Consider the following 22,512-nt stretch of genomic DNA (forward strand, 5'->3'; position numbering starts at 1 on the left):
TAATTAAATTAGAATATTTTAACAAACACCCTTGACATTTTCTAAAATCGAAGTAGACTATTCAATAACTTAATTAAATAAATTTTAATTTAGACGTTGAAGAGAAGAGTAGATTGTTGAGTAGCTGATAAAGTGACCACTGATGGTGAGAAGGTGGCAGTGAAAATCATTCGAACATGAGCTCTGAGTCTTAAATTCGGTGAAAGCTGAAATTACGCAAGGATGCGATATCATCCCGGATTTTCTAGATAGCTAGAGAATCGTTGAGGTAGACGTAAGTCTATGAATTGGGGTGGTACCACGACCACATCGTCCCCATGTTGGCTAATGCTGACATGGGGACTTTTTTTGTCCCAAAAATTTGAAAGGAGCAGCAACATGACGGTATTTAAATTAAATGGATTATCTAGTAACAATATATTGAATTATCAAACCAATCCTGAATTATCTATTTTGGTGCTGAACTTGATGCCAAATAAGACTCAGACGGAAGACCAGATCAGTCAGCTGTTTTCTGAAGTTAAAACGCCAGTTGCTGTGACTTTCATGTATCCCAAGTCGCATCAATGGAAACATGGTAGTCAAGAACAACTTGCGTATCACTACGTCACACTTGATTCTATTAGAAATCAGTATTTTGACGGCTTCATAGTTACTGGGGCTCCACTAGAAAAGCTTGCTTTTGAAGATGTAGATTTTTGGAATGAATTTTTGGAAATTCGTGAGTGGACGCGAACACATACTCGATGTCAATTATTTACTTGCTGGGGAGCTCAAGCGGCGCTATACACCGACTTCAATCTACCAAAAGTGAATGTTGAGAAAAAGATTTTTGGGGTTTTTGAGAATGAATTGAAATCTGAATTGCCGGACGGTTTTCGGATGCCGCAGTCTCGTTTTAGCAAGGTTGATCCAAGAATTGCTGGCGAGACGAAAGGCTTGGAGATTCTTGGAGACAACGAACAAACTGGTCCATTTTATCTGCGGGCTAAGTTGCAAAACAGCATTTATGTGATGGGTCATCCGGAATATCAAGCCGAGACTTTGGTCAACGAATATTTCCGAGATGAGAAGAAGGGTCAACCGGTTCAGAAACCGGAAAATATCTCGTTGGACGACCCTACTGTTGCTTACAATGCTTGGCATGACAGCAGTTTGTATCTATATCAAAACTGGTTAAATAATATTTTAAAGGAGAAGAATAATAATGAGCGAAAACAATTACAAATTTGAAACTAATCAAATACATGCAGGTCAAACTATTGACGAAACTGGAGCAAGTGCAGTTCCCATCTATCAAACTTCATCTTATATTTTTAAGACTCCACAAGAAGCTGCCGATAGATTTGCTTTGAAGGATCCCGGTAATATTTATACCCGATTAACAAATCCAACTACCGCTGTTTTGGAACAAAGGGTTGCTGAACTTGAAAATGGAACTGGTGGTGTAGCACTTGCTACAGGTGCTGCAGCTATCCACGCTGCCATTGAGAACATTGCTGGCGAAGGGGACAACATCGTTTCCGCTAGCACGCTTTATGGTGGTACTTATAACTTGTTCAATGTCACATTTCCAAAATTGGGTATCAAGACTACTTTTGTTAACTCTGATGACCCTGAGAATTTTGAAAAGGCCATCGATGACAAGACTAAAGCTATCTACTTGGAAAGTATCGGAAACCCAGATATCAACTTAGCCGACCTTCCTGCTATTGCTAAGATTGCCCATAACCACGGGATTCTAGTTATCGTTGATAATACTTTTGCCACACCTTACTTATACAGACCATTGGATTTGGGGGCAGACGTTGTGGTTGAATCAGCGACGAAATTCATTGGTGGCCACGGTACGACGATGGGTGGCACGATTGTTGAAAACGGTAAGTTCGACTACAAGGCTTCGGGCAGATATCCTGAATTTACGACTCCTGATCCTCAATATAACGGTTTGGTTTTCGCTGATATAGCTGGTGGTGCCTTCACGACTAAGGTGCGTGCGGAAGTTCTCCGTGACACTGGTGGTGCTATTGGACCATTCAACTCATTCCTCTTGTTACAAGGGTTGGAGACGCTTTCTCTACGTGTTGAACGCCATGTTTCGAACACCCGTAAGATTATCGAATTCTTGAATAATCATCCTAAGGTTGCATGGATCAAGTATCCTGAACTGGCAGACAGCAAGTACAGTGACTTGGCAAAACGTGATTTTCCTAATGGTGTCGGCTCGATTTTCACTATCGGATTAACTGGTGGCGAAGCTGCTGGGAAAGCTTTGATTACGAAATTGAATATTTTCTCATTGTTGGCAAATGTCGGGGATGCGAAATCATTGATTATCCATCCTGCTTCAACAACTCACGCTCAATTGAATGAAGAAGAGTTGCGTGCAACTGGTATCACACCTGACTTAATTCGTATTTCTATTGGTATTGAAAATGTTGATGATTTGATTGCTGATTTGTCACAGGCTTTGGATCAGGTTTAAAAAAATTATACAAAAAAAATAAGCGAGCTTGGATGCTCGCTTTTTTTGTGTCAGGAATTTGTCGGAGTCGTATGTAAATTATGCCAGACTCTGGTGGATACAAAAAAATCTAGTCCGTAAAGACTAGATTTTTCTCTCCAAATCATTCTAAAAGCTTACGCTTGAAGTCACTGGTCACACCCAGTGGTTTCAAGGACAACCATAGTCTTGTTACTTGTAAGATATAATCAATCTTATTTAAATGCGTCATATAAACTCACTTGAATCTGAACATGTAATTAGTCAAGGGTTTCTAGAGCAATCTCTATAGAATACTAATTAGTCCTTTAAAATAAAAACATCATATGTGCGTTCTTTTCGTAATAGCTAATACGTTTGATAAGCTTAGAGTTATAATTTTAATTAGGCTTTTGTAAAGGCGACACGCGAGAAAGTTTAGTAAGAACAAGAATGATATCTCCCTCTCAATCTATTAAAAGAAAACGGGGGAAAGGATCATGATTAAATTTTACTATGAGGAGGATGGATAGACGCTAGATTTTGTCTTTTGTATCTGGATCCTGTCTGAGGCGTACCTTAATTTTGCCAAAGCTCGCTGGATAAAAAAAAACTAGTTCATAAGGACTAGTCTTTTCCATCTTTGTCATTCTAAAAGCTTACGCTCGAAGTCACTGGACTCAACCCAGTGGCTTATTCTTTTTTATCATAGCTTAAATAATATTCATATTCAACGAGTATTGCCTCAAACAGTCAGATAAGCTCAATTGATAGTATAACTATTTGTAATGAAGTGTTCTTATCAAATTTACAATCTTTCATACCAATAAAAAACTAGTCCCGAGGGACTAGTTTTTTACTACAAATATCTTGAGTGAATCATGATTCAATGTTGTAATTTGCGGTAACTAATTACAGACATCATAAGTACAAATGATAAAATCAATCCGACTATTTCTAGGACTGTATCCTTATCGTTTCCGGTTTGTGGCAACTTGCCGTAACCGGATGTATCTTTATCGATTGTTCCACTTGGTGTCTTACCAGGTGTTGTTACTGATGGTTTTTCAGGTTCTGGAACTGGTTGAGGTTCTGGCTCTGGTTCAGATGGTTCTACCACATTATCATCATCTTCGTCAGGTTCCTCTGGTTGAACAGGTGGTTCTGGTGGAACTACTTCAGATTCTTCATCTGGAACAGTTACACTTGTTGCTTTACCAGCGGTAATAGTAAATGCGATTGGGTCTTTAAGATCATCGTAACCTTCTGGAGCAGTTGTTTCGACTAATGTATAGCTTCCGTCTGGAAGTGCATCGACAACAATTTGTCCTTTTTCATCGGTTGTTAGACCGGTCTTTACTACTTTGCCAGTTGAATCGAGAATATTGAATGTTGCGCCTGCTAATGGTTTTTTAGTTTCGGAATCTACTTTTAGAACAGTTAATGAGCCGTCCGTTGGAAGCTTGACATCTTTAACATAAACCGAAGCAGTTTTTCCAGCTATAACTTCAAACGCAATAGGTGTTGAATTCAATTCGTAGCCTTCTGGAGCAGTGATTTCAACCAAGCTGTATTGGCCTGGTGCTAAATCGCTCATATCTAGAATACCTTGGGCATCTGTCTTGAGTGGTGAAGCAACGACATTCCCTTCAGCGTCGAGTAGTTTAAACTCTGCTCCAACTAAAGCTTGGTTGTCAGCTGAATCAACTTTGTAAACAATTTCTTCGCCAGTTCCAGGTTCTTCTGGGAATGGCTTGTCGAATCCAGTAAGAAGGACAGGATCGTTTTCACCTTCAACGATAGTAAATGGCCATTCGTAGTTGGCACTAGGTTCGTACCCATCCGGTACTTGAGTTTCGACAATTACGTAGTCGCCGGGGGCCAAATCGTCAGCTTCAATAATACCTTTTTCATTTGTGGTCAATCCTTCTTGAATAACCTTACCAGCGCTGTTTCTAATTTCAAAAACGGCACCAGAAATTGGACTATTTGTTACTGAATTGAGTTTCGTGAAGATAATTGAACCTTTGGCACCTTCACCAGTACCAGCGCCACCCCATTCAATAGTGTGTTCTGCTTCTGATGAAATTTGATCAGCTGTAATAGTAGTTTTGTCGTGCCATTTGTTAATTTGATCGGTGCTAACATTTTGAACGGTTGTATCATAATAAAGGTCAACGTAACTTGAAACATTGCTGAACTTGATAATAAGTTGATTGCCAACTAGTTCAACACTGTCAGGTACAATTTCACCCTGAGAAATAAATTTACCATTCAGCATATAACCATAATTTGCACGAACAGAGTTTCTAACAAATGTTTGACCAGGTTCAATTGTGTCAGTCAAAACAACGTGTGTTAAATCTTGGCTGGCTGAGTTGAAGGCAACGTTCCAAGTTAAACTTGTAGGGATACCTTCACTTGCTTGTGTATCAGTGGAAGCAGCTGTTGTTGTATTAATCCAACCGTATTTGTTAAGGATGAAATCTTTGTTTTCATCAGAGTCGGAAGTACCTTTGGCAGTGAAACTAATGGTGCCGACACGACCAGTTGTAGTGTTTTCTAGTGCATCATTAAATGTTAATGTACCAGTCTTTTGACCAGGTAAAATTGTAAAAGATCCAATTACATTACCTTTCGGATCTTTTACGTCAAAAGTTGTTTTTTGTGTAACATTAATATTGTCGGGAATAGTGAAGGTTGCAGTATCTCCGGCGTTAATCTCAACATAATCTGGAATCGACCAGTTGTATCCGACATTATAATCGGACCAAACGTAGGTTGTGTCGCCAGGGCTAATAGCTCCAGAATTAATGGAGGCATCAGCTGCGGTATTACCCTTCATAGGAATTTCTTTAACAGGAACAGGAGTATCAGTAGCACTCGCTGTTTGAGTTGATGTACTAGTTACCGGTGCGGCAACAGTACTTGTTGTGGAAGCCACTTGATCACTTGTAGTCGGGGCTACAGTAATATCCTTTGTTTGAGTATCAGTAGGTGAAGTACTTGTTGTCGAAACCGTAGAATTACTAGTTGTAGCAGTCGGACTCGTTACTGGTGGTGATGTAGTCGTTGTAGGACTAGTTACTGTCGGCGAAATACTACTTGTAGGAGTAGTATCCGTTGTCGTAGCAGCATAAGCACTACCAGAAGAGCCGAATAAGTTGAAAATACCAATAAACACCAGAATCGATGTTAAAAATAGTATTGAAAAAGTAATTCTTCTTTTCATTTCACAATCACCTCCTCAATGATTGTATGTATAAATTCGTGGCTCATTAAGAATTATAGGTCGAGGGGTAGTTAGATAGATAACATTTTAGTTAATGAATTTTTATTATTTCACATGAATTTAATTGATAAAAAATCATTATGAAGATGTTAAAAAAATTGTTAGAAATTAAAAGCTATCCCAGTATATATGACAGGGATAGCTTTTATTGATATATTAAAATAGTTATAAATAGGGGATTTATGAATCTTAAAAAAAACACGGGTTACATGAAGGTAGACACGGTTATCACCTAAATGATTGGCCTAGTGTTCATCACGCGGTATTCATTTTTGAAAGTAGGGGATTGGATTATGGCAACTGAAAAGAAGAACGGAATTTTTGACGCATCTTTTGAACAGAGTCGGAATTTGGTTACAGACAAGTTCATTAATGATGAGGTGTTGAAGAATTATCGGAAACCTAACAGATTCAACAAAATGTTAGGGATGCTATTTACACCATTGTTTATAGCTTTCTTTACTTGGATCTTAAGCGGAAACAGAGATTCAGTTAAAATATTTGTACCGAATACTCCTTTTGATAAAGTTCAATCATTAGGAAACATTATTTGTTATTTTCTTCTTGTCTTTGCGGTTATTATCATTATCGGAACCCTGATACTGGGATTCAAAATGAGAATATTTATGATGTTTTTTAACATGGTATTTATTCCAGAGTTTATTTTCCTCGCCTTAGGTCTTATTGGATTGACTTTCACTTTATTCTCAGGATTAGAGTGGGGAGCTATTGTGCCAATTTTGTATATACTTTTTACTGCCATCTTTTTGGCAATCTTTTTATATAATAAACATCAAAATACACGTCAAGTTCTCTATCAAGCAAAAAACTTTCATCGGGTTGCAAATGATTTAACAAAGCAATTGGCCCAGTATGCTGGTCCGATTTTGTTGATAATAATGGTAATTAAGTGGATTTTCTCATTTATTAATTCCTCTGGGGACTTTGTTGTACAAGCTCAAAGATTAGCTTATGCAATCGGATTGCCACTTTTTGCCGTTGGAGGTACATATTTTATATTCTCGTATGGTTTTTATAATATGTTTCTTTCTTATTATTATTTGAATAAGTATAGGAAAGAATATGATTTGGAATCGTATTTGGAAGATGATGAGAGTGTTGAATCAGAAACAGAAGAATAAATATTGTTGTGACGATAATGATAACTCTCAGTGGCTGATTTCAGTTTGGATGAGATTGTTTAAGATATTAAAAGATAGTGCTTAGGAAAATTGGGGATTGAATTATGAAGACTGAAAAGAAGAACGGAATTTTTGACGCATCTTTTGAACAGAGTAGGAACTTAGTTACAGACAAGTTCATTAAGGATGAGGTATTAAAAAATTACCGTAAGCCTAATAGATTCAATAAAATGTTAGGGATGCTAACTATGCCATTGTTTTTCTTATTCTTAATGATTGCAATAGACGAAAATAGAAAGACGACGCATTTCTTTAATTTGACTTTTTCACAGAATGGTTTCCATTTATTAGTGAATTCAGGCCGTTATACTTTATTATTCTTGGTTGCAATTATTGTGATTGGAACGATTATTCTGTGTTGGAGAATGAGAATATTTATGATGTTTTTTTATTTTATGCACGTTCTAAATTTTATTGTAGGAGGAATAGGACTAGTTGTAGAGTCATTTATGCTATACAACAAATTTAATATGGAATCTTTAATTCCAATTTTGTATGTATTGTTGATAACGATCTTTCTGGTTATTTTTGTATATAATCGACATCAGAAAACTCGTCAAATTTTGTATAAATCTCAAGAATTTCATAGAATTGCGGATGATTTTACCAAACGTTTGGCACAATATTCAGGCCCAGTTATTTTACTTATGATGGTAATCAAGTGGATTTTTTCGCTTTTTAATTCATCGGGTGATTTTATTTATCAAATTGAAAAATTAGGGGCTATAGTGTTACTGCCTGTCGGTGGTGGTCTTAGTGCTTACTTTGGATTTTCATACGGTTTTTATAATATGTTTTTATCGTATTATTATCTGAACAAGTATAGAAAAGAGTATGATTTGGAATCTTATTTGGAAGATAAAAGTGATTCTGAATCCGAATCGAAAACGGAGACTGATTAGTCAGGGCTATTCGACTTCATCTCCCATTTTGCGATATATGTCCCATGAATTAAATAATATATTAGAAGTTGAACTACATTTATGTGTATATATTTTAGTAATGGACTTTCAACAAATAATTCTATACACGATTATTTCTACGTGATATCGTTAAACTTGTCTTTAAATTAGGGGGAGGACAAGTTTTATATGAAAAAAATAATTTGGTTCGTTGGATTAGTAGTTCTATTGGTACTTTCAGGGTGTAGTGCTGATAATTCTAATTCCAGCAACAACAGTTCAAACAAAAGCACGACAACAAAATCAGCTTCAACTAAGTATTATCAAAACTTGAGTAAAGCTGATAAAAAGAATGTTAAATTTACATTCAAACAAGCTCAAGATGAGACTTCGGATAATATTGCTGATCCTGTATTTATCGTTTCTATGACGGTTAACAATAAGACAGATAAATCTATCAAGTTTGATTTGAGTAAATTTATTGTTTATGCTGACGAGACTCACAAAACTACATCAGCAAAGAGTGGTACATTAACTTTGAAACCTGGTCGGAAGAAAGAAGTAAATCAACTCTTTGAAGGCGTCGGTGAACAATCATTAGTCGGTGGTGGAAGCTACTTTATCTACTTGAATTTGGATAATAAATTGGCTGATACATCGAAGGTTCAAGGAGTGGGTAGTAGCTCAAAATCCACTTCAAATAAATCTGATAAAACAAGTTCAGATGATTCAGCAACAAATAAGAGTTCGTCGAGTGATTCAGATGATTCAAGTGATTATGAATCTGATGGAGTTACTCCCAAACTAGGTGTTTATTCCGCAGATGATAATGCGACAGTACATTCTTCATCACAGGCAGCACAACTTACGTCACAAACATTTGGAGTTTCACTTTCTAATTTAGAGCCTGGTCGTGCAAATATGGGTTGGGTTGTAGACGATGCAACAACTTATACGAGATACGGCGTTACTTATGCAGGCCAGACAAGTATCATAATTGATCATGATGAAGATGAGTTTGAAGATGCAACTCAATAGATAGTTAATTAATACTTGAAAGTATATATTATGTTTGCTTTTAATCAAAAATAGCTTCAAAACCAACAAATCAAGGTGGTTTTGAAGCTATTTTCCTTATAAATTATCAATCAATGAATTGAAATTTAACCCATTTGAGACTGACTCAGCGGTTTTCATAAAGTCTAAAGGATTACTCTTTTCAATGAACTCTATGTTTCGTTCAGTCGATAAAAAATCCATGGTTCTATATTGGATTGTATTTATTTGACCGTATAATTTCTTTGCATGTAAAGATTGATAAAGTGAATTTTCTCGGATCTTACTTGTTATTGGACAAATTACTATGTAACCGGTTTTTGCATTGAATTCAGTTGAACTAATTACAAGCCCCGGACGTCGTTTTCTTATTTCGCGGCCAACGGACGGATCAAAATTTATATAAACTAGATCTCCTTGTTGCGGTATATATCCTTTGAAATTATACGCCACAGTCAGATATCCTCCCGAATTGTACGTGTTCCTGCCACATAATCTTTATCGGGTCGTAAATCTTGGAATTCAGGCTTATTACTTTTGAATATATTCTCGGATTTTGGAGTGAAAATTAAGCTGCCATCATCCTGCTTCATTGCAATATATTCTATTCCCTCAGGAATATTAAACTTAGACGGTATACTAATTACTAGTGCATTTCCTTGCTTTCTAGTTTTCATGATATTCCATCTCCTTGTGTAAATATGGTAACACCATGTAATTACTTTTTCCATTAAAATATCCTCCTAAAATAAAAAATCTGCGTAGTCATTCGACTACACAGATAAATTACGTTAATTTTTATCAGAATTTTCAATGGCATATCTATTTTCTTTGTAGCATTTCTCAAAAAATTATTTAACGAAAAGTTTGATTACTTCATACAAGAAGAATGCGACTGAGATTGCTAATAGGACGTATCTCATGTTCTTTTGGATGTCGACATACTTCCAATTTAACCAGCCTAGTAGGCCGTATACTGCGGAGAAAATTACTATTTTGACTACTGTTGTTGGTAGGTTTGATGTGGCGATGGATACTATTACTGTCAGTAACGCGGAAAATACCATTGTCATTGATACGTTGAGTAGGACTGTGCCTTGTTGTGAGAAATCGCTTTTTATTGTTGGTAGCCAGTAGATCACGTAGGTTACGATGTAAGAAATGATTAGTGGTTTGATTGCGATTGAAAAGATGCGGGCCCATCCTAAAATTTGAACTACACCTGATACTGACGCTATTGTTGAGATGATTCCTAGTACGTAAACAATCATGAATGATAGTGCTACATAACTGAATACGGTAACTTTGTTGTTGCTATTTTTATCTAAAAATGAACGCATAAATATATCCCCCAATGTTTTTTCAACATGAAAGTAATTATATAGGAGTTGCGATAGGTCGTCCACTAAGGTAAATAAAAACTGTGCAGCCAAGTGACTACACAGTGGGATTAATCTTCATTCAAATCTGACACTACATTACTACTTTCACTGTCAATATTTTTTGAAGGACGGTTGTTGAAGAAGTAAATTATTGTCATTACGATTAGGAATACGACGCCGACTAGCAAGCTAACTGTTGTTTCTGGATTGAGGAACATGAACACTAGGATAACTAGTAGGGCGGCGATGGATAGATAATTACTGATGGGGAACCATGGCATTTTGAAGGGATGGTCGGCCATTTTATCTTTGTTGATGCGGCGGAATTTGAGCTCACTGAACAATATTACGAACCAGGGCACCATTCCGGGCAAGACGCTGGAACTGTAGACGATGACGAAAACGTCGCCTGAGGTGTGCAATAAGACGGGTAGTGAGTAGTTTAAAATTAGTCCGAGTAGGATTCCGATTGAAATGGTTAGAACGGGAACTACTGGTACGCCATTTCTCGATAGTTTGACGAATGACTTTGGCAAATGGTGTTCGAGACCAAGTGTGTATAACATACGACTTGAACTGAAAATACCGGAGTTACATCCGGACATTGCAGCCGTTAGCATAACGAAATTAATGATCATTGCGGCGGCAGTGATACCAACCTTAGCGAACGTTTCAACGAAGGGACTGCCCATCGTACCAAGCTTGTTCCAAGGGTAAATTGAAACAATAACGAAAATTGCTCCTATGTAAAAAATTAGAATTCTACCAACGATTGAACGTATGGCGCGGACAATATTTCTTTGCGGATCTTCAGCTTCACCGGCGGTAATACCGATTACTTCGATTCCTTGATAGGACGCGACGACTATCGATAGCGCAAAGATAAACCCTTTCACACCACCTGTGAAGAAGCCTCCGTTTGTCCAAAGGTTACTAATACCGATTGGATGTCCGTGATTCCCGACACCGAAGATGATTACTAATAATCCAAATATGATCATCATGATAATTGTGACAACTTTGATAAGCGCAAACCAAAATTCTAACTCCCCGTAGGCTTTTACAGAGGTTAAATTGGCGATACAAAGAGTTACGACAACGACGACTCCGGCAATCCATTCTGGCATGTTTGGCCACCAGAAATGCAAGTAAGTTCCGACGGCGATAACTTCACTGATACCAACGACTAGGTACTGGAAAACGTTACTCCAAGCTGTCAAATAACCGACGACTGGATGAATATATTCTCGTCCATATTTGGCGAACGATCCAGTGGATGGATCGACGTAAAGCATTTCCCCCAAGGCACGCATAACCATGTACAAAATTAGTCCAGCTAGACCATATGCAAGTAGTACTGATGGGCCTGTCCACTTAATAGTTGATGCTGATCCCATGAATAGTCCAACCCCGATTGTTCCACCAAGCGCAATCATCTGCATTTGGCGAGAAGATAAACTTCTTCTCAATGTTTCCTTAGCCATAAAAAAAATTCCCCTCGATATGTTCACGAATCGTGAACACTTGTTTAATAACTGTGTTCTATATTACACTTCTGAGAAAACAATTCAAACTAGAATGATATGAAAAATTAATAATTTATATTGGATGACTGGTATAAAAGGATAAATATAGTTATTAAAATGAATTTGTTGTGACGTGTGGATTCCTGTTAGGGGTTTTTGAATGTGTTTATGCTAGTAATCCAGGTATTAATTCATTTGTTAAAAATATTAGTGTTCACAACTTATGAACAAGGGGATTATTTTGTTTCTCATTTATATTTTTAGAAATAAAATGCTAATTTCTTATACTGTTTTTGCTATATAATCGTTTGAATTCACATGATATATTTAGGTCTACCAATAGGAAAGGACCAATTTATTATGAGATTGATCAAACAATTAAGTTTAGGTGTCTTAGCTATTCTTGCTGTATTTGCTGTGGCTGCATGTGGCAATAATCACAGCGACAAAAAGGCAAGTGACTCTGAACCAAAAGAACAAGTAAAGCACAAAGATACTAAGAAGAAGGCCACGACTAAAAAGAAGAAGTCTTCTAATAAAGGTTTGATTGAGACAGATGAGAAAAAGAAACCTCAAACTCAAACTGGGGCTAACAACAACGCTGCAACTCAACAACCAACCCAGTCAAATAACAACGGACAAACTCCGGCTCCAATTGATCGAATCGTGAATACTCCAGATGATGCGGTATCACTATTTGTCCATTCTTTTGGAATGTCTGATGGTGGAAGTGCATATTCTGCACAACCAACTAAGGGTGGGTTTATAATAACTCCGAAGGAGTCTGCATACGGTCATAGTCAAACATTTATTAGCTATGACGGTAATGCATACAGTTTAGAAGGTAAGCTACTTCGGACTTTTGACGAAATGGCAGCGCCGAATGACAAGAATCGTCCCGAGTCAGGTTGGCACGGGTACTAAAAAGATGCATATTATCTAACTTTTATAGTTCAGAGCATTGTTATGAATACTTCTACCTGCTATTATGTGTAGTACTCAAATGAGGGGTAACAAATTTTTGAACGAAAAAAGATGGATGCAATGATATTATTTTTACTGTTCTTCACAATGATTATTGCAGTCGGGGTTTTCTACCATGAAAAGAGTCTGGAATTCCAATCAGAGATGGTTAGAATTGTTAAAGACAACGAGAATAAGATCGACAGCGACTTATTGTTGAAAGACAAGCAACGGAAAATCAAGGATATCGACCTAAATTACGATACGATAATGCATAATTCCATGGGAACGATAGACTTCAAAGGCTTCGTAAATGGCGAGACTTATCTAAGCTTCCAGGGGGACTTGTCGCTGACTGATGGTGAGATTAATGCGTTGACAGAATCATCCGATGACCTGTTCGATTTTCTGACGGCAGATAATCTAGAATAATAAATAAAGGGTTCCTGATCGTGATTTCGTATCATGATCAGGAACCCTTTTTATGTTTTTAAATCGTATCTAGTGGAGTTTCTTCAGTAGGTTTAGGATAAATTTTATCCAGCAATTCTAGTTCATCTGGAGTGAATTCGATATCAGCAGCATGCAAGTTCATTGCAAAGTGGTCAACTGAACTAGTCTTAGGAATACTCAAGACATTATTATTTCTAATTACCCAGGCGAGTAATAGTTCAAAGATTGAAATATGCTTTTGAGCTGCAACTTCTCCTACCTCATCTTTTAAATTAAGGTATTCATTACCGTCTGATCCAAATGGAGAATAACCCATGAAGTCGATATTGTGCTTCTTTTGATAAGGAAGGATTGAGTATTCAACACCACGACTAGTCAAATTGTACAAGTCCTGGTTAACCTGGCAATTTTCACCATCAGGTACACTAGCAAGTTCTTCCAAGTCAGAAGTTGAAAAGTTCGAGACTCCCCAGCTCTTGATCAAACCTTCTTTTTTAACAGCTTCAAGTCCCTGGACAGTTTCTGCCAACGGAGTATCGCCACGCCAGTGTAATAGGTAGACATCCAGATAGTCAGTATTTAGACGTTTCAAACTTTTTTCCAAACTATCTTTGATTAGTTTAGGAGTCGCGTGATAAGGATAAAACTTGGAAATCAGTTGGAAACTGTCACGGTCAAAATTCTTGATAGCTCGACCAACTACTGTTTCAGCTTTTCCTTCACCATACATTTCGGCTGTATCAATGACGTTGATGCCATTTTGCAAGCCGTATTTCAAAATTTCGACTTCTTTTTGAGTTCTCAATAAGTCGCCTTCACCGACACGCCAAGTACCCATACCGATAATTGAACTTTTCCGGTGATTAAATGTGATTTCTTTCAAAATCCTACCTCCAAATGTAAGCGTTATTTAAAAAGTATCACGAAATTTATATTTTTCCAAATAAATTCGACCAATTTCGACTAAAATAAAGACATTAAGAGGATATTTTTGAGGTGAAGATATGAAGATTGTTTTAGCACCAGATTCATATAAAAATTCATTGACAGCTAAGGAAGTCGCACTTTCCATGCAACGGGGCCTAGAGAAAGCAATTCCCGATGCCAACTATATCCAGATTCCTATGGCAGATGGTGGAGAAGGAACAGTCCAGTCGCTTGTCGATGCCAAAGACGGAGAAATACTTTCTGAAAAAGTTATTGATCCACTGGGAAATCTTGTTACGGCGCATTATGGAATGATTGATAATGGGCAAGTTGCCGTTATCGAAATGGCCGAAGCTAGTGGTATTCAATATATAGATGATCAAACTGGGAATCCTTATGTGGCAACCACTTATGGTACTGGTCAGTTGATTAACGCTGCTGTAAATAAAGGCGCAAAAACCATTATCATTGGACTCGGAGGTTCAGCTACTAATGACGGAGGAGCCGGTATGGCACAAGCCTTGGGGGCAAACCTACTCGACAAATCTGGTAAAGAATTAAGTTTTGGTGGAGCGGAATTAATTAATCTTGCTCGTATCGATATTAGTGACATGGATTCTGAATTAAAGGATGTAAAAATTGTCATTGCGTCGGACGTTACTAATCCATTGACGGGAAAAGACGGAGCATCATACGTTTTTGGACCTCAGAAGGGTGCCACTCCACGGATGGTTAAGTCATTGGACAAGGCGTTGTCTCATTATGCGGATATTATCAAACGTGACTTGGACAAGGATTTGGAACATACTCCTGGAGCCGGTGCTGCTGGCGGACTGGGAGCAGGATTGCTGGCTTTTACCAATGCGAAATTGGAATCTGGTGTTGAAATTGTTTTGGAATACACTGATTTCAAAGAACGTGTTAAGGACGCTGACGTTGTTTTTACTGGTGAAGGAAAAATTGACTTTCAAACTAAATTTGGCAAGACACCCATTGGTGTGGCGAAAGCTGTTAAAGAAGTTAACCCTGATGCGACGGTAATTGCGGTAGCCGGCACGGTGGGAGAAAAAATTGAAGAGTTATATCCACTTGGAATCGATGCCATTTTCAGCTGCATGCCTGGTGTTGAAGATTTGTCGACTGCCATAAAAAATACTGATAAAAATATTCAACAAGTTATGTGGAATATTGGTAAATTAATTAAAGCGTAATTAGTACAATCCTGATGAGTTTGGTTGTAAAATGCACCTGTATAGATTATATGGGATCTTAGGCGCTTTCTTATGGAATACCTAAGGAGATTTTTACAATGAAAAAAGGTGTAATTATTGTCGGACTGCTCAGTGCGCTCGTTTTGAGTGGCTGCAGCAATGGGAATAGTTCTTCATCAAAGACTGCTAGCTCTTCGCAGACAAGTACTGTAAAGAGTGAGGCAACTGATTATGCAAAACTAAGTAAGGCTGCCAAGAAAGATATTAAGTTCTCATTCAAGGCTGACAAAGTTGGTTCGAAGTATGATATTTCGGCTACCATTAAAAATGAATCAAAGAAGTCAGTTAAATTTAAGTTAGCTGATATTGAAATTTTTAACGCTGATAGCTCAAAGATTGATTCATCAAGGGATGGCACCGTTGTAATCAAGGGTCACTCCTCATGCAAAGTAAAGAAATTATTCACTGGAATCTCAGCTGACGAATTAAATGAGTCAACTAACTACTTCATTTACAAGTCACCAGATAACAAGCTCAGCAAATTCAACTTTGCCATCGCAACTGGAACAGCAACGAAGCAAGCTAACGAGATGGAAACAAGTAACACATATAAGCCAACAACCAACGCCACAGCACCTGATGCCGCAAATTCTTCGAATTCTAAGAATCCAGCAGCACCCGCAAAAATTTTGACAAGTGCTGAAATGGCACGTGCACTTTATGCACACTCAATGAATTATCCCGGTACCAGAGGCGATGAAGGTATTACAGTATCTGAAACAGCATATGGCTATAAAGTTACTGACGATATCCTAGGTCCTGACAAACCATTTTATACATACTTTAATTTCGCCGGTGATGAGCTAGATGCCAACGGAAATGTAATTGCCACATATGACCAATTAGCAAAACCAACCGCTAGTTTGCCACAGTTTGATCCATCAGGAGCGACTCCTCAAAATTAAATTATAGATAAGTAAAGACCTGATATTTTTCGATATCAGGTCTTTTTTGATGGGAATGGCTTTGTAACATAATATTTATATTTGAGTATTAACTTATGTGATAACATGAAACTCTACGTTAAATCTAGGGGGAGGAAACGTAATGGTAGTCCAGTATTTGGATGCCAATTATTAAGTCATATATATTTCTGGGGGAAAAAATGGATAAGCAAGAAAATAAGCAACAAGAGAAAAAAAGTTCTGGATGGGGGAAAGCTATTTGGACAATTGTGATTGTATTAATATTTTTTGGAGTTAAATCTTATATGAGCAATTCTTCAAATGACCAGGCTGCTGCACCTGCTTTGCCACAAGGACTTTCAAGTACGGATGAAATAATGTCTTACATAGGTAATCATGAAAAAAGTAATGAGCAAATATCTTTGGAATCGGCGATGGCTCAAATGAATCAAGATAAGGGTAGTGATGTCCAAGAACAATTACAAAATGATCCAGTAATTTTTGTTATGAAGAATAAGGAGACTGGACGCTATGTATTTAAGTACAAGAATCACTATGTATATCTAATTAGAGAAATCACTGACTTTTACTCAGATGGTTCATACTCGTATATGTATTTTGTAACTGGGATTAAAAAAGACGATGATGGCAAACTATACGTGAAAAAATTAGATGCCAAAAAATATGATGATAGTAATGCCAAAGAAACAGATGGATATTCTATAGATGACTACAATAATTACTACGGTATGGATGAAGATGATTAATTCTTCAAAATTGAAATTTGGGAGTAAAAGATGAAAAAATTAGGATGGATTTTTACAGTAATGGCGTTATTGACTATTGTCGGATGTAGCAATAACTCAACTAAAAGTACGAATGATAGTCAAACTAAATCTACTAACACAGCTTCAGTTTTCTACCAAAATTTAAACAAGCAAGACAAGAAGAATGTCAGGTTTACTTTTTCAGAAGATGAAGATCAAACTGCGGATGAAATTGCGGATCCTGTGTATGTTGTTTCGATGAAAGTTAAGAACAATTCAAACAAGACGATTAAATTTGATCAATCTAAGTTTATTCTTATCGCATCAAAGACAACTAAATTCACTTCTGCAAAAACCGGAACATTGACATTGAAACCTGGTAAACAAACAACAGTAAATCAATTGATTGAAAATGTTGGTGAACAAGCCTTAGTCAGTGATGATAGTATTTTTGTATATTTGAATGATAGTAATAAAATTGGTACAGCAAACTTCGCCAATAAAAAGTCAGATTCAACTTCTACGACAAGTTCTAAATCGAATACCGATAGCAACAGTAACAAAGCTGCAGATGATTCTACATCACAGACAACGCAAGATAGCAGTCATATTATAACTAGCTCAGATATGGCGTTAAGTTTGTATCTTCACGCGATGGCGGTGGATCCAGATGCATACGCTGATGCTGATGTTCAGGAAGTAAGTAATGGATATAGAATTTCACTTTGGCCAGGATCAAGTTCAGTTATTAGTTTTGCTGGTGATGAAATAGATGATAATGGGGAAGTTACACCATTTTCTCAACTAGTAGGTCCGACTCACAGTTCATCAGGTTGGGTTTATAACGGACACAACTATAATCAATGATATAAAAGGCCTAACATTAACTGAATGTTAGGCCTTATTTGATGAATGGAATAAGCTAAATTTTCAACAGAATCGGATAATATCCAATTTTTCCTAAGAACAATCCCAAGTCCCAAGAATTAATTACAGCAGTTTCGGTATTACTGCCAGCATGAAATCCTAATTGAAGTTCAGACAGTAAATCGGGATTAACCAAGACTTTCAATTCTAAATCAGATTTCAAAATCAACGGACTCACGAATCCTGTTTCGGTATCAAGAAGGGATGCTAGCTGTTCGTCACTGGCAAAACCGAGACTGCTACGGCTAGTATTCATTTGTTCAGCTAACTTTTTGAAATCCAATTTTACATTTGCTGGTTCTAAAACTAAATAATAGAATTCACGTTTCTTATCAAATAATAATAAGTTTTTGACGGGTGTACAGTAAGGATTTACCTCACTAATATCTCCCATATTCCAAACTGGTTTATGTTTTATTTTGGTATACGGTATACCAAAATCTTTTAAACGTTTTAAATATTTATTGATAATGGAACCTCCAAAATTAAAAAGTCAGGCATGAGCCTGACTTTTTTGTGTAGTTTTTATATTAATGATGTAGGTTGCTGAATGCAACTTTTATGGTGTTTTCACCATGAATAATTTTTCAAAGACTCGAAACGGGAAGATTAATTTGATCATCCCCACTTTTTTACGTAATTGATTAAATAAGTATGTTGACTAATCGCTTGCAATGCATAAAACAAGTCGCAGGTTGGAAGTCAACTACTCCCAAATGAAGTAGGAGCTTGCAGGAACTAATGTAACTTATTACATTAGCATCACAATTTGCCTAGATACACCGTTGCCCATTTATACCGCAGTATTCTGGGTCTTACATAGTAATTACCAAGGCCTTTATAGTCCGCAAGTTGCCAAACGGACTTAATAATAGTCTACATAGCTTTAGCTAGTATATTTTGAGCGGCATTGTGGTCACGGGTGTGATATTGATTACAGTTGGGACAACTCCAAGTTCTATCTGAGATAGTTAATTTTTCTTCACCTCTCATTACGTAACCACAATTTGAACATGTTTGAGTGGTGTACTTTGGATCAACTTTAATAAAGGCCTTTCCATACATTTCTGCTTTGTACTCAAGCATTTGTAGGAATGTCCCCCAACCAACATCACTGATACTCATTGCTAATGCATGATTTTTTAATAAGTTTTTACTTCTTAACTCTTCAGCTACTACCAGATCGTGGTTCTTGATGAGTGCAGTAGAAGTTTCATGTAAGAAGTTAGTCCGCCGATTACAGACTTTATTATGTAACTTGGCAACAATTATTCTTTGTTTTTGATAATTCTTTGAGTCAAGTAATCGTCGATGTTCTTTCTTAGCTCTGAGGTGTCTTCTTGAAAGAATTCGTTGTTGCTTAGCAAGTCGTTTCTTATTCTTTCTGTAATATCTTGGATTTTCTACAACATCTCCATTAGAAGTTGTTAGGAAATTTTCCGTATTAAGATCAATTCCAATTGAATCTCCCGTACTCTTCCCTGTCTGAACAAAAGGAGAATCAGATGCCAATTGAAGTGAGATGTAGTAGTCGCCAATGGCATCCTTGGATACTGTTAATGTTCCGATCCGAATATTTGAATGTTCAACCATAATCCTTTTGTGACTACCGGATACTCTTATATGTCCAATCAAAGAAACATTCATATGCTTATTATCAATGAATTTGATATTTCCATTAAATAATGATGGAGTTGTAATTTTTGAAGAGTACCTGTTTGGTAATTGAAAACTTCCCGAATGTTGTTTCTTATGGAATTTTGGAATGCCAGTAGTATGGACTTTTATAAACATATTCCAAGCTGCCTTATAGTTTCGAATTGCCATACTGGTTACATCGGTACCGACATTGAATTCATTTAACCAAGAACGAAGTCCGAAAAGATACTTAGTGCTTTCCTTGCGTTCAATTAAATAATCGATTCGATTTTGGACTTGTTTGATGTATAACTTGCACTTACGTAGATTGTACAACTCTCTATCAATGGCAACCATTTCATTATAGGCAAATCTAGAACCATTAAGATTGTGCTCAATGATTTGTTTCTGTTTATCTGAAGGATAACATCTAACTTTCAAACCGTAATGGTACTGGTAATCATTCATTGATTTACGCAACTTGTTGCCCACCTTTCGATAAGTAATTTCAAATATGTACCATTCGATATAATTATCATATCAATATACGAACATATGTTCAAGAAAAATGTTAAAAAGAGTGACACAAACTACGATTAAGAAAGGATATCTCTTAAAACATAATTCCCCCCAGCATTTATATACTGGGAGGAATTACGTTGAGATTCTTATGAAAAAGCCAACAGTGAAAGTGGTGTTAGAACGAGAGAACTACTCGTTCTTACAGCACAGGACGACTTTTGAAATTCGCGAACCGTGCGAAGTTCAAAATCGAGCCCTGAGACCTCGGCTCAGGGCGGTCCCACTGTAGGCTTTTTCACTTTCCAACCGGAGACGACATGTTTAGTTTTCCTTTGCACCAAACTGAACTGAACTAAAGTAACATATCAACCAATTTCTTCAAAGACTGCTTCTCAGGAATATTAGGCAACATATCAATATCAAAAATAGCTTGATCCTTATACTCCTTAACCATAACCTGAGCAGCATCAACACCATTGTCAATAATATACTCGGCAGTTTTAACCAGCTCATCTTCACCAGTTCGACCAGCCTCAGCAACTTTGTTCATAAAGTCAGGACCAGCCTTAGCAACAGCAAAAATAGTTGGCAAAGTAAACTCGCCACTTTGTAGCATAAATAATGGTCCAAATTGTTCTTCAGTAGTGTTGATACCAATCAAGTCAAGAATCTCACTCTTGATTTGGTAAGCAAGACCAATCGTACGGCCAATTTGTCCAGCTGAGTCAATCAATACATCGTCAGCGTGAGTAGCTTGTGCTCCAAATCTGCAGGCAAATTCAAACATAACCGCAGAACGGGCTTCAATCCGTTTGATGTATTCACCGACATCTTCGACCGGTTTAACCATCTGTTCGTCAGCTAAAAGCTGATTAGTAGTAATTTCCTGAACAGCGTCAATCTTACCTTGTAAGTCATCATCATCAGCAGAACATTTTCTGAATTCGACATCAATCAAATCTGAAAAGTATTCCACCATGAAGTTCAGCTTAATAGAGTCCGGACCAGCTTGATGTTTGCGCATCATTTCATTTCTAATGTAAAACATCTGCATAGCTGCAGCTGCTGATTGCAAAGAATTATCTCGTAACTCCTCAGCATCTGCGTCACCGAATTCAGAGAATAAATAGAAAAAGGCAGCGTGTAAGAAATGTTGTGAGTGTAAGTATCCGCCAGCCTCAGAAATAATATCGTCATTGTGTAACTCCACCAAGTGACGAATGTAATCCTCGAGACCAACAAGTCTGACATTTAATTTTTTGAATTGTTCAAAAGGTGATACTGCTGGCATAATTTTCCCCTAATTAAATTTGTCTACTTCAACTTCCAAATTTTCAGCGATAGGCATAAATACATCAGTGAAGAATTTTTGGATATTGAATTTCTCATTTTTTTCAATAATATCGTTACATTTCTTCCAAGCATCAGTACGCATCAAAGTAGCAAGATTCTTACGAATAGTATTCAAATGCTTCTTCAAGTTAGGATTAGTCGTCCCAAAACCTTGAATATAGAAATAAATAATTTCGTTAAAAGTATTATCCAGTACCCAGAAGAAAGTATTGCGCATTTCTGCTAAATTCATCATCTGACCGAATGGCATGTCTTTAAGAATTTGGTCTTTGACGAAAGTCCCAGATGATACCAAGATTGCGTTTACTTGACTCAAATCAGCGATGTAAGTTGCATAGTGTTCAAATTGGTTCTCATTTAATGAGTAACCAATTTTCTTGATCATTTGATCGTCTGACATATCCTTCAATTGAGTCAAATTTGTTTCGCGAACTTCGTCACGTTCATCAACTAATTTTTTCTCAACATCACGTAAGATAGTCTGGTTCTCGTTCAAATATTTCATAACAGCTGGCCACAATTTGTCGTTGAAAGTGTCATTGAAGTGGTCGAATAAGTCATCAGTATAAATATCAAGAATATCTTTTTCTGGCTTGAAGTCCTTAACGTGTGGTTCAAATTGGACAACAATCGGAAAACCAGTTTTTTCGTCTTCAGTAGCGTAAGTTTTACCGCTTTCGGAACGCTTCTTATTTTCCCATTCCTTTAACTCATTCAAGTCGAGTAATCCAAGTGGCATGATTGTGATTTCTGCATGGGTACACATCAGTTGCAAGGCAAAAGGAGTGTCGGGATTTTGTGTCTCAATAAATGACTTCAAAGTTAGACGAAGTTTCTTTTGGTTGTCCAAGTGATCCTCAGGGTCAGCGTAGAAAGCTGACGATTGGATTGGTGAATTTTCAAAACGGTCATTGATCTGGTTCTTTAGGTCATTAATATCCATT

Annotated in this window: 21 protein-coding genes; 11 read left to right on the forward strand and 10 right to left on the reverse strand. The window is 37.0% G+C overall.

Annotated features, from left to right (window positions below):
- Window positions 1-378 precede the first annotated feature (378 nt).
- Window positions 379-1,233 (forward strand): homoserine O-acetyltransferase/O-succinyltransferase family protein, encoded by an 855-nt coding sequence (locus tag ABM34_RS09855; protein WP_048705407.1) that lies wholly within the window; start codon window positions 379-381, stop codon window positions 1,231-1,233.
- On the forward strand, window positions 1,208-2,485 hold the full coding sequence (locus tag ABM34_RS09860; protein WP_048705409.1) for an O-acetylhomoserine aminocarboxypropyltransferase/cysteine synthase family protein: 1,278 nt from the start codon (window positions 1,208-1,210) through the stop codon (window positions 2,483-2,485). The genes ABM34_RS09855 and ABM34_RS09860 overlap by 26 nt, the downstream gene beginning before the upstream one ends.
- A gap of 883 nt (window positions 2,486-3,368) precedes the next feature.
- Here ABM34_RS09860 and ABM34_RS09865 read toward each other — a convergent pair.
- A complete protein-coding gene (locus ABM34_RS09865) occupies window positions 3,369-5,714 on the reverse strand; it encodes a SpaA isopeptide-forming pilin-related protein (protein WP_048705411.1) in 2,346 nt (781 codons plus the stop codon).
- A 353-nt stretch (window positions 5,715-6,067) separates the two neighbouring features.
- Here ABM34_RS09865 and ABM34_RS09870 point away from each other — a divergent pair, with 353 nt between their 5' ends.
- The 3 genes from ABM34_RS09870 (at window position 6,068) to ABM34_RS09880 (ending at window position 8,916) form a co-directional block, all read left to right on the forward strand.
- Window positions 6,068-6,916 carry a hypothetical protein gene (locus ABM34_RS09870; RefSeq protein ID WP_048705412.1) on the forward strand — a complete coding sequence of 283 codons (849 nt, stop codon included), beginning with the start codon at window positions 6,068-6,070 and terminating at the stop codon, window positions 6,914-6,916.
- A 104-nt stretch (window positions 6,917-7,020) separates the two neighbouring features.
- Window positions 7,021-7,878, forward strand: coding sequence for a hypothetical protein (locus ABM34_RS09875; RefSeq protein ID WP_048705413.1), 858 nt, complete (start codon window positions 7,021-7,023; stop codon window positions 7,876-7,878).
- Window positions 7,879-8,067: 189 nt separating this feature from the next.
- On the forward strand, window positions 8,068-8,916 hold the full coding sequence (locus ABM34_RS09880) for a hypothetical protein (protein WP_048705414.1): 849 nt from the start codon (window positions 8,068-8,070) through the stop codon (window positions 8,914-8,916).
- A 96-nt stretch (window positions 8,917-9,012) separates the two neighbouring features.
- Here the strand turns inward: ABM34_RS09880 and ABM34_RS09885 are convergent, their stop codons facing one another.
- The 4 genes from ABM34_RS09885 to ABM34_RS09900 all read right to left on the reverse strand — a co-directional run bounded on the left by ABM34_RS09885 (window position 9,013) and on the right by ABM34_RS09900 (window position 11,800).
- Entirely contained in the window at window positions 9,013-9,387 is a 375-nt protein-coding gene (locus ABM34_RS09885) for a type II toxin-antitoxin system PemK/MazF family toxin (RefSeq protein ID WP_064505416.1), read from the reverse strand.
- 2 nt (window positions 9,388-9,389) lie between these two features.
- Window positions 9,390-9,665 (reverse strand): type II toxin-antitoxin system PemI/MazE family antitoxin, encoded by a 276-nt coding sequence (gene mazE, locus ABM34_RS09890; protein ID WP_157023314.1) that lies wholly within the window; start codon window positions 9,663-9,665, stop codon window positions 9,390-9,392.
- A 120-nt stretch (window positions 9,666-9,785) separates the two neighbouring features.
- Entirely contained in the window at window positions 9,786-10,274 is a 489-nt protein-coding gene (locus ABM34_RS09895; protein WP_048705417.1) for a hypothetical protein, read from the reverse strand.
- A 110-nt stretch (window positions 10,275-10,384) separates the two neighbouring features.
- Window positions 10,385-11,800, reverse strand: coding sequence for an amino acid permease (locus tag ABM34_RS09900; RefSeq protein WP_048705418.1), 1,416 nt, complete (start codon window positions 11,798-11,800; stop codon window positions 10,385-10,387).
- 402 nt (window positions 11,801-12,202) lie between these two features.
- Between ABM34_RS09900 and ABM34_RS09905 the strand changes: the two genes are divergently transcribed.
- Window positions 12,203-12,766 (forward strand): hypothetical protein, encoded by a 564-nt coding sequence (locus tag ABM34_RS09905; protein ID WP_048705421.1) that lies wholly within the window; start codon window positions 12,203-12,205, stop codon window positions 12,764-12,766.
- A gap of 120 nt (window positions 12,767-12,886) precedes the next feature.
- Window positions 12,887-13,237 carry a DUF1310 family protein gene (locus tag ABM34_RS09910; protein WP_198141149.1) on the forward strand — a complete coding sequence of 117 codons (351 nt, stop codon included), beginning with the start codon at window positions 12,887-12,889 and terminating at the stop codon, window positions 13,235-13,237.
- A 58-nt stretch (window positions 13,238-13,295) separates the two neighbouring features.
- On the opposite strand, the gene ABM34_RS09915 is transcribed toward ABM34_RS09910, so the two are convergent.
- On the reverse strand, window positions 13,296-14,096 hold the full coding sequence (locus ABM34_RS09915) for an aldo/keto reductase (protein WP_048706521.1): 801 nt from the start codon (window positions 14,094-14,096) through the stop codon (window positions 13,296-13,298).
- 166 nt (window positions 14,097-14,262) lie between these two features.
- Here ABM34_RS09915 and ABM34_RS09920 point away from each other — a divergent pair, with 166 nt between their 5' ends.
- The 4 genes from ABM34_RS09920 to ABM34_RS09935 all read left to right on the forward strand — a co-directional run bounded on the left by ABM34_RS09920 (window position 14,263) and on the right by ABM34_RS09935 (window position 17,995).
- The gene (locus ABM34_RS09920; protein WP_048705424.1) at window positions 14,263-15,396 is read left to right on the forward strand and encodes a glycerate kinase family protein; all 1,134 of its coding nucleotides are present in this window, start codon (window positions 14,263-14,265) and stop codon (window positions 15,394-15,396) included.
- Window positions 15,397-15,494: 98 nt separating this feature from the next.
- A complete protein-coding gene (locus ABM34_RS09925; RefSeq protein ID WP_048705425.1) occupies window positions 15,495-16,361 on the forward strand; it encodes a hypothetical protein in 867 nt (288 codons plus the stop codon).
- 200 nt (window positions 16,362-16,561) lie between these two features.
- Complete coding sequence (locus ABM34_RS09930) at window positions 16,562-17,128, forward strand: hypothetical protein (RefSeq protein ID WP_048705427.1); 567 nt, start codon at window positions 16,562-16,564, stop codon at window positions 17,126-17,128.
- A gap of 30 nt (window positions 17,129-17,158) precedes the next feature.
- Complete coding sequence (locus ABM34_RS09935; protein ID WP_048705428.1) at window positions 17,159-17,995, forward strand: hypothetical protein; 837 nt, start codon at window positions 17,159-17,161, stop codon at window positions 17,993-17,995.
- 55 nt (window positions 17,996-18,050) lie between these two features.
- Here ABM34_RS09935 and ABM34_RS09940 read toward each other — a convergent pair whose 3' ends face one another.
- The 4 genes from ABM34_RS09940 to ABM34_RS09955 form a co-directional block, all read right to left on the reverse strand.
- The gene (locus ABM34_RS09940) at window positions 18,051-18,449 is read right to left on the reverse strand and encodes a YbaK/EbsC family protein (RefSeq protein WP_048705429.1); all 399 of its coding nucleotides are present in this window, start codon (window positions 18,447-18,449) and stop codon (window positions 18,051-18,053) included.
- A gap of 482 nt (window positions 18,450-18,931) precedes the next feature.
- On the reverse strand, window positions 18,932-20,161 hold the full coding sequence (locus ABM34_RS09945; RefSeq protein WP_048706522.1) for an RNA-guided endonuclease InsQ/TnpB family protein: 1,230 nt from the start codon (window positions 20,159-20,161) through the stop codon (window positions 18,932-18,934).
- A 406-nt stretch (window positions 20,162-20,567) separates the two neighbouring features.
- Window positions 20,568-21,506, reverse strand: a complete 939-nt coding sequence (locus tag ABM34_RS09950) for a polyprenyl synthetase family protein (RefSeq protein ID WP_048705431.1) — start codon at window positions 21,504-21,506, stop codon at window positions 20,568-20,570.
- Between the two features lie 9 nt (window positions 21,507-21,515).
- Entirely contained in the window at window positions 21,516-22,511 is a 996-nt protein-coding gene (locus ABM34_RS09955; protein WP_048705432.1) for a hypothetical protein, read from the reverse strand.
- Window position 22,512: the final 1 nt, after the last annotated feature.

This window comes from Companilactobacillus ginsenosidimutans (genome assembly GCF_001050475.1).
GTDB lineage: Bacteria > Bacillota > Bacilli > Lactobacillales > Lactobacillaceae > Companilactobacillus > Companilactobacillus ginsenosidimutans.

Bases quoted from the DNA above. Each gene is read 5' to 3' on its own strand.
- ABM34_RS09855 (WP_048705407.1), top strand. From the start codon at position 379: ATGACGGTATTTAAATTAAATGGATTATCTAGTAACAATATATTGAAT.
- ABM34_RS09860 (WP_048705409.1), top strand. From the start codon at position 1,208: ATGAGCGAAAACAATTACAAATTTGAAACTAATCAAATACATGCAGGT.
- ABM34_RS09865 (WP_048705411.1), bottom strand. From the start codon at position 5,714: ATGAAAAGAAGAATTACTTTTTCAATACTATTTTTAACATCGATTCTG.
- ABM34_RS09870 (WP_048705412.1), top strand. From the start codon at position 6,068: ATGGCAACTGAAAAGAAGAACGGAATTTTTGACGCATCTTTTGAACAG.
- ABM34_RS09875 (WP_048705413.1), top strand. From the start codon at position 7,021: ATGAAGACTGAAAAGAAGAACGGAATTTTTGACGCATCTTTTGAACAG.
- ABM34_RS09880 (WP_048705414.1), top strand. From the start codon at position 8,068: ATGAAAAAAATAATTTGGTTCGTTGGATTAGTAGTTCTATTGGTACTT.
- mazE (WP_157023314.1), bottom strand. From the start codon at position 9,665: ATGGAAAAAGTAATTACATGGTGTTACCATATTTACACAAGGAGATGG.
- ABM34_RS09895 (WP_048705417.1), bottom strand. From the start codon at position 10,274: ATGCGTTCATTTTTAGATAAAAATAGCAACAACAAAGTTACCGTATTC.
- ABM34_RS09900 (WP_048705418.1), bottom strand. From the start codon at position 11,800: ATGGCTAAGGAAACATTGAGAAGAAGTTTATCTTCTCGCCAAATGCAG.
- ABM34_RS09905 (WP_048705421.1), top strand. From the start codon at position 12,203: ATGAGATTGATCAAACAATTAAGTTTAGGTGTCTTAGCTATTCTTGCT.
- ABM34_RS09910 (WP_198141149.1), top strand. From the start codon at position 12,887: ATGATATTATTTTTACTGTTCTTCACAATGATTATTGCAGTCGGGGTT.
- ABM34_RS09915 (WP_048706521.1), bottom strand. From the start codon at position 14,096: ATGGGTACTTGGCGTGTCGGTGAAGGCGACTTATTGAGAACTCAAAAA.
- ABM34_RS09920 (WP_048705424.1), top strand. From the start codon at position 14,263: ATGAAGATTGTTTTAGCACCAGATTCATATAAAAATTCATTGACAGCT.
- ABM34_RS09925 (WP_048705425.1), top strand. From the start codon at position 15,495: ATGAAAAAAGGTGTAATTATTGTCGGACTGCTCAGTGCGCTCGTTTTG.
- ABM34_RS09930 (WP_048705427.1), top strand. From the start codon at position 16,562: ATGGATAAGCAAGAAAATAAGCAACAAGAGAAAAAAAGTTCTGGATGG.
- ABM34_RS09935 (WP_048705428.1), top strand. From the start codon at position 17,159: ATGAAAAAATTAGGATGGATTTTTACAGTAATGGCGTTATTGACTATT.
- ABM34_RS09940 (WP_048705429.1), bottom strand. From the start codon at position 18,449: ATGGGAGATATTAGTGAGGTAAATCCTTACTGTACACCCGTCAAAAAC.
- ABM34_RS09945 (WP_048706522.1), bottom strand. From the start codon at position 20,161: ATGAATGATTACCAGTACCATTACGGTTTGAAAGTTAGATGTTATCCT.
- ABM34_RS09950 (WP_048705431.1), bottom strand. From the start codon at position 21,506: ATGCCAGCAGTATCACCTTTTGAACAATTCAAAAAATTAAATGTCAGA.
- ABM34_RS09955 (WP_048705432.1), bottom strand. From the start codon at position 22,511: ATGGATATTAATGACCTAAAGAACCAGATCAATGACCGTTTTGAAAAT.